The sequence below is a fragment of the Lacibacter sediminis genome, from assembly GCF_014168535.1.
GTDB lineage: Bacteria > Bacteroidota > Bacteroidia > Chitinophagales > Chitinophagaceae > Lacibacter > Lacibacter sediminis.
In genome coordinates this window covers 1615770-1628734 of sequence record NZ_CP060007.1, presented here as the reverse complement: position 1 = coordinate 1628734, position 12965 = coordinate 1615770, and the positions used below count along the sequence as shown (strand labels likewise).

Here is a 12965-nt window from a genome sequence, read left to right as displayed (position 1 = left end):
AATTCAATTATTCGTTTATTAATTTTAAAACACCCATTTCTTTTTTCAAATCGACAAAAAGTAACTGAATAGAATACTGAAGACGTGATTCTTCGAGTTTTGCCTTTGTAAGAGCCAGTTCGGCATCGTTCAGTTCAAGCCTGTTACTGAGGCCAGAACGGTAACGTTCATTGCTCATTTTATAATTGATCAGCGCTGCTTCAACATTTTGTTTTTGAATTGCCCATTGACTTTTCTCATCCTGCAATCGTAATGACAAAGCTGTAAGTTTTGTTTGAACCTTTGTATCCAGATCAGCAAGTGCTAATTCCTGCTGTTTAACAGAAACAGATACTGCTGTTGATTGATACTTTAACCGATTTCCGGAATAAAGAGGTATGCTTAACCGCAAACCGGCAAACGATGTTCTGGGCAAACCGTAGTAACGAAAACCAAAGTCATCTGCCTGCGATTGAACCTGGTACTGCGCAAAGGTGAGCAGTTGCGGTTTGTACATTGCTTTTGTTTTCTGCAATTGAATTTTGCGTTGTTCTATTCCCAATTTTGACATTGAAATATCAGTTCTGTTTTGCCGGGCAATGTCTACTAACGAAGCTGCAATTTCAAAAGCTGCTGCATCAGCCTCAACTGAAAGTGTATCTGAAAGGGAAATATCCATCGTGCTTTCAATACCCATCAATTGTTTTAGCTGCAGAAATGCGATCTGCACCTGGTTATCGAGTGATGATATGGCCAAACGAATATTTTGTACTGAGATGAAATGACTGAGCGTATCTGTCTTCAGATTTTTCCCTTGCAGAAATAAGTTCTTTGCATCTGTTAATGCCTGTTCATTACGCCAAAGACTTTGCATGAGCACTTTTTTCTGTTTTTCATAAAACAAAACGGTATAATACAGCTGCGATACTTCCATTGCAAGTTGCTCTTCGTAGGCACGTTTGCTTTGTACATCCATTTGTTTCTGAAGAACGGCTGATTTTAGTTCACTTTTTGCTACAGGGTTTGTGATTGCATAGACAGCTGTTACATTTGCGTCGAAGGCAAGACGGCCGCCATACTTTATATCATTTGCTTTCGGCGTGGCTGTTTCATCACGCAGATAAATCACAGGCCGTTCAGCAAATACCAGGTAACTGCTGTTGAATTGTACTGATGGAAGCAGATAGCTCTTAGCCTCTTTCACCAGTTCATCGGCACGTTTCAGTTCCAGGGCACGTATTTGAAGTTGACGGTTTCCAACAGATACCACCTGCAAAACATCCTTCAGGCTCATTTCGGTGGATTGTGCCTGTGTTATTTGAGTTGATGCTACACTCAGGAGCAGCACAACTGCTTTGATTAAATAATTTTTCATAACAACCTGTTTAATGTGATTGGATAAATCAAGACTCTTTGATTTCAATAATTTCTTCTACTTCTTTTTTACGCTTTCCGGATGACAAGTATGAATACACGGCTGGTATAATGAAAAGTGTAAGGATGCCAGCGAATATGAGACCACCTGCAATCACAATTCCGAGCGACTGCCGGCTGTTATGCGTCATAGCAATAGGCAAGGCACCAAAAATCATCGCCAATGAAGTCATGAGGATTGGGCGGAAGCGTTGCTCGGCTGCCTGTATCGCTGCTTCAAGTTTTGACAAACCGGAATCTTTTAAATGATTTGCAAACTCAACAATCAGAATGCCATTCTTTGTGATCAACCCAACCAACGTAATGATACCGATCTGGCTGAATACATTCAGACTCTGACCAAACCAATGCAAGCTTAACAAAGCGCCTGTTACAGCCATTGGCACGGTAAGCATAATGATCAATGGATCACGCAGACTTTCAAACTGCGCCGCAAGAATCATATAGATCAGTAACAAAGCAAGTATGAGTGTGAAGTTGATATTACCCTGGCTTTCTTCGAAATCTCTCGACTGTCCGGCAAGTGATGTTTTGAAATTCTCACCCAACACTTCTTTTTTAATGCGTTCCATTTCTGCAATACCGTCTGCAAGACTTACACCCGGAGCCAATCCGGCAGAAACTGTTGCCGAAGTATATTGATCGTAACGGTAAATTGCAGCAGGGCTGATTCCTTCATCAATGCTTACAAGATTATCCAGTGAAATCATTTTGCCATTTGCTGAACGTACATAAATGGAACGCAGATCACTGATGTCGTTTCGGTTTGCACGTTCAACCTGCCCTATTACTTCATATTGCCGTTCGTTGCGTAAAAAATATCCATAACGCTGACCCGAAAATGACAGTTGTAATGCTCTTGCAACTTCCTGTATTGAAACGCCCATCAATGCAGCTTTGCTTCTGTCGATATTTATCTTGAGTTCAGGTTTATTCATTTTCAAATCTGCATCCACAAACATCAGCTTTGAACTTTGTCTTGCTGCATTCAGGAATTTTGGTAATACCGCATTGATGCTTTCGAGATCAGCCGCCTGTAATACAAACTGTACCGGCATACCGCCACCATAACGTGTTCCAATCGTTGGTGGTAAATAGGGAAACAACAGAATGTTTCTGAAATTACCTGATGCCATTCCATATTTATTATACAGCTGCTGAATAGATGTTTTCCGTTCTTTAGGATCTTTGAGATAAATTGACTGCACTGCAAAACTTGTTGGTGCTGGTGCAGGAATAAATGAAATGGCAACCATTGAATAAGTCTGGTATAACCCATCTGTAGAATCGTTCACAAACTTTCCTACTTCCATCATGTTCTGTTTCATTTTTTCAAATGAAACACCTTCGGGTGCAATAGCAATTAAACTCATATTGCTTCTGTCTTCAACCGGGGCAAGCTCAGATGGCAGTTTCTTCCCAACAAAATAGATGATAGCTGATGTAGCAACTAAGAATACCCATGCCATCCAACGAACCTTCATGAACCTGCGCAACAAACTGCCATAACCATTATTTAATTTAATAAAGAAAGGTTCTGTTGTGCGATACAGCCAATTTGGTTTTGTTGTTTTCTTTAAAAGATATGCACTGAGCATGGGCGATAATGTTAGTGCCACAAATGCCGATACCAATACAGATCCTGAAACCACAATAGCAAATTCTTTGAACAGTTGTCCGCTGATGCCACCCATGAAAATGATGGGCATAAATACTGCCGCCAGTGTAATAGTAGTTGAGATCACAGCGAAATAAATTTCTTTACTTCCGGCAAAAGCAGCCTGCACAGGACTCATGCCCTCTTCTACTTTTTTATAAATATTTTCCAACACTACAATAGCATCATCAACCACCAACCCAATCGCCAATACAAGACCTAATAAGGTTAATACGTTAATCGAAAAACCTGCGATGTACATGATAAAGAAAGCAGACAGAATCGAAACTGGTATAGCTACAACAGGAATAATGGTTGATCGCCAATCACGCAGAAACAGGAAGATGATGATCACAACAAGTCCGAATGCAATGAAAAGTGTTTCTTCCACTTCTTTGATTGATTCACGAACAGGGCGTGTAAAATCAAATCCAACGATCAGGCGATATTCTTTTGAAATCTCACTCCGCAGCTGATCCAGTCGTTTGTAAAATTCATCAACCACTTCAATAGCATTGGCTCCACGTTGAATTTGTATGGCAACGCCAACACCCACAACATTACTGCCGCCTGTTTCATTGATGATTGCATTGCGTTCGTTCATTTCGCCTAACTCAGCATAACCAACATCTTTCAACTTTATAACAGAGCCGGTTGATTGTTTAATGATCATCTCATTAAATTCTTCAGGTTTTGTTAAGCGGCCAAGTGTGCGTACACTTAACTCATTGCTGTTGCCTTCTATCCGGCCTGACGGAAGATCAATATTTTCACGCTGCAATGCCACTCGAATATCTTCAGGTGTAAGCTGAAAAGCCGCCAGCTTAACAGGATCAAAGCGCAAACGCATTGCATATTTATGTTCACCTACAATTGCTACCCGTTGAATACCGGGGATGGATTGCATACGGTCTTTAATGACTGTTGATGCAAGGTGACTTACTTCTTTGATATCTTTTGTATCGCTTTCTACTTCCAGAAATGCAACGAGATTATCTGGTGATGTAGCTTTCTCCACAATTGGTGGATCAACATCAGCCGGTAATTGATTTTTTGACTTCGCTACTTTATCACGCACATCATTCAATGCATCTTCAAGGTCAACATCACGGTTAAACTCAACCGAAATCACACTTACCTGTTCTCTTGATTCACTTGAGATGGTGCGCACTCCATTTGCTTCTGCAATGGATTCTTCCATTGGCTTGGTGATCTTTGAAGCAATTACATCGGGGCTTGCACCGGGATAAAATGTAACGATTGAAATAACAGGAGGCTCTGTCATGGGAAACTCACGCACACCCAGGTAGCGCCAGCCAACTAACCCTGCAATTACAATCAATGCAGAAAACACTGCAGCCAGCACCGGCTTCTTAATACTTAATGATGGTAAACTCATATACTTTTTTTATAGGTGATTATTTGTATGATACAACTGAAACAGGAGCTCCATCAGCAGCACGAAGTGTATTTGAGATCATGACACTATCGCCCGATTGAAGACCGGACTTAATAACTGCTTCACTCTCGTTTCTGTTACCAATTACTACGGGAGTAAGTTTTGCAACTCCATTCCTAACAACAAATACACTGTAACCATCACCACCTAGAATCAATGCTTCAGTTGGAAGCATAATACTTTTTTCGTTTTTAGTTGATGTATTGAAGGATACCCGTGCAGACATACCCGGCTTATATTTGTTACCGGCATTTGAGAATTGTGCCTGTACAATGATATTCCTTGATTGAACATCAAGTGATGCATCTGTTGAAACAACAACAGCGGTGGCCACTTGACTATTTAATTCTGTAGTGAAATAGATTTTACTACCCGGCCTAACAACAGAAATATATTTTTCAGAAACACTGAATTGGATTTTCATTACCTGTTGCTCCACCAGACTTACTAATGGTACACCCGGTGTTACAAATGATCCGGTAAATACTTTACTGATACCGATAAGCCCTGAAAACGGGGCTTTGATCACTGTTTTAGACAACTCAACTTCAAGTAATTCTTTTTGCGCCTGCAACGATTGCAAACGTGCCAATGCAATATCATACTCTTCCCTGCGTACACTTTCCGTTCTTAACAGTTCGCTCAATCGCTTTTCATTAACTATGGCAAGGTTCATCTCTGCATCGAGCTGCCGTATGCGTGCTTTAATATCACTATCCTGTAATTTGTATAAAGCCTGCCCTGCCTCTACAAAGCTTCCATCTCTAAAAAATACGATGCTGATTTTTTTTGGCAACTCACCGGTAATATCCACCACACGATTTGCAACAATTGAACCCGCAACTACTTCGCTTTGTTCAATATTTGAAGCTGCTACAATCTTTACATCTACTGGTAAAGCTGTCATAGTTGCGGCAGCATTTTTCGCTTGCTTATCGCCTGATGCTTTTGATGAACAGGCTATTGCTGCAATTGCAATAACCAACGCCATACTAATTGATTTCAAAAAATTGACTTGCATAAAATATGTTTTTATTTTTTCGATTATTTGAAAACAAAATTACATGTGCAGTAAAGCCTCGTTATTATACTATGGCAGCAATGATGTATATCATTTCCATAAATAAAAAAAGGGATTGAAAACAATCCCTTCTATTACTGATAAAACGTATCAGCTCTGAACCTAAAACCTACTGGTAACGGAAAACTTTTTTGATCCTGTATAAATGCTGTTGCGATGAATAACCTTTATAACTGACGAATGATTCTTTCGGATAACCATCCTCATCATATACATATTCATATCGATAAGGAATAACGGTAGGGAAACCGCCTGCATAGCCCTTTGACATCGACATTAAATTATTTTTTGAAGCATTGGTAAAATACATATCATCATAACCGAGTTGATGATATGGATTGATAAATGCATCATATGAATAAGTACCTGACTCAGCACCACCAATCGAAGATTGTCCACGGTCTTCAACTTTATTACCATGTTCAAACTTTATATTATACCGCATGCTATTGTTATTGCTGAAAAGATAATCAACCGTAATTTCCTTATTCCCGTTTACTACACTGTAACTGACTGCAGCACCGGTATGTTGATCATAACTTTTATTAAACATTGAATGGATGTGTCCGTTATTAGTTCTTTCCATAGCCGTAAAGCCTGTAAGCTGTTGATTGGCATCGTAACGATAAACCGTATCCCACGCATTGGGTTGCGAATACTGAAAGTTATACACAAACGTAAGCGGCAATCCGGAAAACTGCAGGGACCTTTGATAATAACGGATGATTTTTAGTTTGCCGTTTTGATTATAGAAATATTCAGATCTGCTGTCGGCTGTTAGTGCTCCTGAGTTTTCAATGAAAACAGATTCTTCAACCAGGCGCTTGGCAGAACGGGTACCTGCTAATGAAACAAGCATGTTGTTGTTTAACTCTGCCCGGTTATATTGTTTTTGAATACTTGTATTCCATTTGGTGATTGTGAATGTATAGTTATCATACTCCTGCGGAACTTGCACAAGGGTAATCCCTTTTCTTAATTCAATCTCTCTCAACCAGCGATCTCCGTTTAACTTAACAGCTTCCAGTTTTAATAAACCGGGTAAACTATCGTAACCGACATCTCCAACTTTCATTTGTAAATGTGCCTGAAGAGTAAAGTATGCTTCAAATCCAAAGTCAGCAGTGGTATACCCAAACGATGAAGGGTCTTCAGACAACGAAACAGGCAAAACAGAAAGCTGAACAGCATGAACGCCTGCTGAAGTAATATTTACGGGAAGCGGCAGTGCTACATTTACCAATCCGGCTTTTGCCGATTGTAGTTGCGGTGTTGCAAATTTTGCGGTATCAGACGATTTAACAACAACAAGCTTAGCTAATTTATAACTGTTCTTTCCCAGTTTTATCTTTTCACTGATGTATTGTTGATTTGATTGCGTAATGGCCACTTTCCTGTTGGTAAACACTGAATCTCCATTTTCCTTTGTAATGCTGAGTATTGCATACATCGTTCCCAGGTTTGGCTGCATGCCGTTGAACGTAAGTTGAAGATACGAGGAGCTGTCAACAATTGATGGAACTACCGGAAGGAGTTCTGCTTGCTTACGACAGCCCGTAGCAATCGTGAAATAAAATACGGCAATAATGAAACTGAATTTGAGATACATGAGACAAGGTTTAATGATCAATATTTTTTATGAAAAGTGATTAATGAAACAAGTAATATTCTTCAGTTGACACCGAGTACACCCCTCTCTTTGGCAATGAAGCCGGAGCCTGGTTTGAACGAATCGCTTTCAATTCGTGTTTCTTTAACCAATTGCTTGTTGCAGAGCCGGTTAAAAAAACTGCCCCGGAGAATGAGCTGACAACGATTAGAAATATCATTATTAAAATATACATAGCAGTTGTTTTTGAAATGGGTAATATTAAAAAATGGCATAGAAATCTTCGATGTTAACGGCATAAAAACCTGCTTTATGAACCGCATCAATCACTTGCATTTCATTAATACTGCCGGGCGAATAGACCATCAGTTTGTTTTCAGCCCCCGACACATCCAATTGCCAGTTAGAGGAGCCAACTGCGTTGTTTAGCAAAGGAGCCACACGTTGTAAAGCTCTTTCGTTACTGATGTTTGTTTTGAATGTTATCAGTTCCATATTTTTATTGATTTATTTTACTGTCAAAAAGTTTTATGGCGTATTTCACAGGTTTATTTTTTATCAGAATACAAAAATCGAATTGGTACCGCACTTGGTTCTTGGTGTTTACCAAGATTTTAAAATAGTCACCAAAACAGAAGGCAAGCGGTTTACTGCTACTGTTCAAAATCGCTGTTTACCTTTCTTCGCCGGGCTACACAACTGCTGTTTTGCTGTACAAATGTTGCACCGGCTGTTAACGAAAAAAATAAACTGGCTTAAGTTCTTCCTTTTCCCTTCAACCATAATCACAATTCAAAGCTACAATGGCAAAGAAGTGTTTTCGTTGCACTATAGGCAGGATATTGTATATAATTAAACCGATTAATAAAAAAGCCCCGCATTCTGCAGGGCTAAATTAAAAATCACAAAACCTATCAACTTGCCATATTCTTTAACCTTTCATACTACTTACGCTTTATTTTGAAATGAGATTATTGAAAAGATGATCTTGCCAAAATGTTCTCCGGATTTCATGTAAGCCGCAGCATCATTTATTTCATTAAGCTGGAACGCTTTATCGACCACCGGTTTTAAATTATGTTCAGAATAATAGCTAAGCATTGCTTTAAATTCTTCATGGGTGCCCATCATGGTTCCCGTTATCGACAACTGCTTATTAAAAATTACGGATGGCTTAAGATGATTAATGTCGCCTGCTGTTCTCCCAAACAGAACAATTCTTGCAGCTTGGCCTGCAATCTCCGTAAGTAATGCAAAGCCGTCGCCGCCCGCACTGTCAACTATAACATCAAAGGAACCGATCGTGTTTTTTACTTTGAGCGTCCACTCCGGATCTTTATAGTTAAAGCCGCCGGTTGCGCCTAATTGAATTGCCTGGTTTATCTTTTTTTCGGATGAAGACGTTACATACACCGAAGCGCCAGCTGCAATGGCCATTTGTAATAAAAACAAAGCAGCTCCTCCGCCAATACCGGTAACTAAAACAGTATCATTAGCCGTAATTTTTGCTTTTGTAAACAATGCACGGTAAGCAGTAAGTGCAGCCAGGGGAAGTGCAGCAGCTTCTTTTAACGATAAATGAGCAGGCTTTTCATGCACAAACGATTCATCAATTTTTATATACTCTGCAAATGTTCCGTTGGAGGGATTCCCCAATATCTCGTAAGATTCACCGGCGAAACGGCTGTCGTCACCCCAATACATACTGGGATTGATCACTACCTCTTTTCCAATGAGCGTAGTATCGACTTCTTCACCAACTGCAACGACAACTCCACTACCGTCAGAACCGGGGATCAGCTCCTGGTCAAGCACTTTTTCTTTCCATATCCATATGTCACGATGATTCAAAGCAGCATAATGTAATTGAATCAGCACTTCGTTTTTTCCGGGAGTTGGCTTTGCCACCTCAGAAACTGCAAGAGGAATATCTTTTGATTTGAATAATACAGCTTTCATTTTTCTCATTTGGTTTTTTCAGAATTAAAGCTTCTGTTTGACAGCCTGGGAATAATACAGCGCTGTTTGATTATTAGAAAGAGTTCTATTTTGCCTTACGACAACGATGAATACTTTAAACGGAGACTGTTACTCACAACACTTACACTACTCAATGCCATTGCAGCACCTGCAATCATTGGATCAAGCAAGAAACCGTTGACGGGATACAATACACCCGCTGCAATAGGAATACCAATGAGGTTATAAATAAATGCCCAGAATAAATTCTGTTTGATGGTGTTCACTGTTTTTCTCGATAGATTTAATGCCTTTGGAATACTGTTAAGATCAGAAGTGATCAATGTCATCTTTGCTACATCCATTGCAATATCGCTTCCTTTACCCATTGCAATACTTACATCGGCCTGTGCCAACGCATGACTGTCGTTTATACCATCACCAACCATTGCCACCACTTTTCCCTGTTGCTGTAACAGTTGCACAAAAGCTGCTTTATCTGCAGGCATTACTTCTGCTTTATATTCTTTTAATCCAACTTCTTTGGCAATAGCTGCCGCCGTTTGTTTATTATCCCCGGTAAGCATATACACTTCAATTCCCTTTTTCTGCAATGTTTCAATTGCGGTTTTTGAACTTGCCTTGATCTTGTCAGCAATAGCAATCACAGCCACTACTTTGTCATTTTCAGCAAACGCTACAACAGTTTTTGCCTGTTCCTGCAGTTCGTTGGTACGTTTTACAAACTGCTCGGCTATTTTAATTGCTTTTTCCTGCAGCAACCTGGCATTACCCACAAAATATTGCTTACCATCATAACGTGCAGCAACGCCTTTACCAGTAATACTATCAATTTGTTCAAGCGAAACGGGAGCTGTTTTTTCTTTTTGGAGGAAACGTACTACCGCTTCAGCAAGCGGATGTTCCGATTGCATTTCGATTGCTAATAAAATCGATTTTAATTTTCCTATGCTGGCGCTTTGATCAAACAGCACATCACTTACTTCCGGTTTACCTTCTGTGATAGTACCTGTTTTATCGAGGATGATTGCATCCACTTTGTGTGCAAGCTCAAGGCTTTCTGCATCTTTAATAAGAATGTTATGCTCAGCACCTTTACCAACACCAACCATAATAGCTGTGGGTGTAGCTAAGCCGAGTGCACAAGGACAAGCAATCACCAATACTGTTACAGCTGTTAACAGCGCATGTGTAAATGCATTTTCGCCACCAAACAACATCCAGGCAATAAACGTGAGAATAGAAATGCCAATGACGATCGGCACAAAGATGCCTGCAATTTTATCTACGAGTTTTTGTACGGGTGCCTTGCTGCCCTGCGCTTCCTGCACCATTTTAATAATTTGTGAGAGCAAGGTTTCAGCCCCAACTTTTTCTGCACGAAAGCGGAAGCTTCCCTTCTGGTTAATGGTACCTGCAAATACTTTATCCCCGGTATTCTTTTCAACGGGTATAGGTTCACCGGTGATCATACTCTCATCTACAAAAGATTCGCCGCCTGTAACTTCACCATCAACCGGAATTTTTTCACCCGGCTTTACCAATAAAACAAAATTCTTTTTCACCTGGCTCACAGGTAATTCCTGTGTATGTCCATCTTCCAGCATCAGCGTAACTGTTTTTGGCTGAAGGCCCATTAATTTTTTAATGGCAGATGATGTATTTGACTTTGCTTTTTCCTCCAGCATTTTTCCCAACGATATAAATGCAATCACTACTGCTGCTGCTTCAAAATAAACATGTGCATGCAAACCACGTGCATGCCAGAACTCGGGGAAGAAGGTATTAAACGCACTAAAGAGCCAGGCAATCCCGGTACTCAATGCAACCAATGTATCCATGTTCGCTTTTCCATGACTTGCCTGTTTCCAGGCATTCACAAAAAAGCTACGACCAAAGTAAAATACAACCGGTGTGGCAAGCGCCATCATAATATAATTGCCATACGGCATATCCATAAAGAACATGCCGATAATAACAATAGGCAGTGATAAAATGGAAGACCAGATCGTACGCTGCTTTACTGCTTCATAATGTTTTTGCTGTGCAGCTTCTTTTATCTCTTCTTGATTTTCTTTCTCAATAATGATGTCGTAACCAATTGAACGGATGGTTTCCTGGAATTGTTCAGGCGTTGCAACGGCAGGATCATATTCAACCCATGCATCCTGGTTGGCAAAATTTACACCTGCATCTTTAACGCCTTCAACTGACTTCAGCATTGACTCAACACTAACCGCACATGCTGCGCAAGTCATTTCAAGCACGGGGAATGTTTCTTTCACGAGTGTTGTGCTTTTTGTTTTTGTAGAAGCTGATTTCTTATGGAGCGTTTCCTGTTTCATAAAATTTCTTTGTACAAAGTTAATTTGCGTTCTCCCGTTTGCTGTTATACTATTAGTACCGGGATGTATATAATTCCACATGCGCAGAATGCTTAGCCACGGCTGTGCCTCATTGTTTTAAAATGAGATGGATTTAATCCTGTTTGCTGTTTAAACTGACGGGACAAATGTGCTACGCTGCTGAACCCCAGCTGAAAAGAAATATCAGCCAGTGTGAGCGAAGTGTACACCAGCATTTCCTTTATTTTTTCAATACGGTAATCAATGACGAATTTCTCAATGGTCGTTCCTTCCTCAGCTGAGAATTGCTGACTGATGAAGTCATATTCTTTCTCCAATCTCTGCGCCAGCAGATCAGAAAAACGAAAATGATGCGGAAAATCAAACTCGCCCGAGTAGACTTCTGCTGCAATTTGCTTCACCTCTTTTACGAGTTTGCTGCGCTTGTTTTCCAAAACACTAAACCCAAGCGGAGCCAGCTTTTTATTCAGCCCATCATAATCAGTAAAGGGGGCATGTACCGCAATTTTTACTTCGCCCAGGTTTACTTCATCCAGTTCAATACCCAGTTGTTGCAGTTCCTGAGTAACGGTGGTAATGCAGCGGTTGCAAACCATCCCTTTGATAAAAACTGTTTGTTGCATAGCATTTTGATTTGGTACAACAAAGTAAAAAAACACAACAGCGGGTACTGTTATATGATTTGCTGTAAAATGTATATAATCTGTTGTTCTGCTTGGCAGGGCGGATGCTGGTATGTTCCCATTCTGTGATTATATTTGTAATGAAATGTCAGCAATTCTGCATATAAAAAACATGGTGTGCGACCGTTGTGTTATGGTGGTAAGGCAGCAATTTGATGAGTTGCAGCTTTCCTACAAAAATATTCAATTGGGCCAGGTGGAGCTGAATGAAGAGCCTGATGCAATGCAACTGGAAAAACTGCGGACAATGCTGCAGCAGCAAGGTTTTGAGTTACTGGACGATAAGAAAGCGAAAATCGTAGATCGCATTAAGACGGTTATTGTATCGCTCATACATGGCAAGGATGCCGATGAATTTAACCTGAAACTATCGGCCATGCTGGAAGAAAAGATCGGCATGGATTACCATTACCTCAGCAGCCTGTTTTCATCGGTAGAAGGTATTACCATTGAGAAGTATGCCATTCTCCAACGCATTGAAAAAGTAAAAGAACTGCTGATGTACGACGAAAAGAATCTCAGCGAAATTGCCTTTGAAATGGGTTACAGCAGCACACAACATCTTTCGCAACAGTTTAAAAAAGTAACAGGCTTAACGCCGTCACATTTCAAACAACTGAAAGAAAACAAACGCAAACCTCTCGATAAGATCACGGACTAAGCCCGTATTCGGTTCCGTCCCGAAATTATATACATCCCCCTCCTTATTATGTAACG

9 protein-coding genes are annotated in these 12965 nt (G+C 40.3%); 1 reads left to right on the top strand and 8 read right to left on the bottom strand.

The genetic code is table 11. The annotated features are described in order from the left end of the window. Positions 1-7 precede the first annotated feature (7 nt). The 8 genes from H4075_RS07040 to H4075_RS07005 form a co-directional block, all read right to left on the bottom strand. Positions 8-1354, bottom strand: a complete 1347-nt coding sequence (locus H4075_RS07040; protein ID WP_182805427.1) for a TolC family protein — start codon at positions 1352-1354, stop codon at positions 8-10. 28 nt (positions 1355-1382) lie between these two features. Continuing rightward, complete coding sequence (locus H4075_RS07035) at positions 1383-4469, bottom strand: efflux RND transporter permease subunit (protein WP_182805425.1); 3087 nt, start codon at positions 4467-4469, stop codon at positions 1383-1385. A gap of 19 nt (positions 4470-4488) precedes the next feature. Beyond that, positions 4489-5520, bottom strand: a complete 1032-nt coding sequence (locus H4075_RS07030) for an efflux RND transporter periplasmic adaptor subunit (RefSeq protein ID WP_182805423.1) — start codon at positions 5518-5520, stop codon at positions 4489-4491. 199 nt (positions 5521-5719) lie between these two features. Then, positions 5720-7219 carry a hypothetical protein gene (locus tag H4075_RS07025; RefSeq protein WP_182805421.1) on the bottom strand — a complete coding sequence of 500 codons (1500 nt, stop codon included), beginning with the start codon at positions 7217-7219 and terminating at the stop codon, positions 5720-5722. A gap of 261 nt (positions 7220-7480) precedes the next feature. Next, positions 7481-7714 carry a copper chaperone gene (locus H4075_RS07020; RefSeq protein WP_182805419.1) on the bottom strand — a complete coding sequence of 78 codons (234 nt, stop codon included), beginning with the start codon at positions 7712-7714 and terminating at the stop codon, positions 7481-7483. A gap of 453 nt (positions 7715-8167) precedes the next feature. Continuing rightward, positions 8168-9178, bottom strand: coding sequence for a zinc-binding dehydrogenase (locus H4075_RS07015; protein ID WP_182805418.1), 1011 nt, complete (start codon positions 9176-9178; stop codon positions 8168-8170). A gap of 95 nt (positions 9179-9273) precedes the next feature. After that, positions 9274-11544, bottom strand: coding sequence for a heavy metal translocating P-type ATPase (locus H4075_RS07010; RefSeq protein ID WP_182805416.1), 2271 nt, complete (start codon positions 11542-11544; stop codon positions 9274-9276). 92 nt (positions 11545-11636) lie between these two features. Further along, positions 11637-12188, bottom strand: coding sequence for an AraC family transcriptional regulator (locus H4075_RS07005; RefSeq protein WP_182805414.1), 552 nt, complete (start codon positions 12186-12188; stop codon positions 11637-11639). A 145-nt stretch (positions 12189-12333) separates the two neighbouring features. On the opposite strand from H4075_RS07005, the gene H4075_RS07000 reads away from it, so the two are divergent. After that, positions 12334-12909 (top strand): helix-turn-helix domain-containing protein, encoded by a 576-nt coding sequence (locus H4075_RS07000; protein ID WP_255460381.1) that lies wholly within the window; start codon positions 12334-12336, stop codon positions 12907-12909. The last annotated feature ends 56 nt before the right edge of the window (positions 12910-12965 follow it).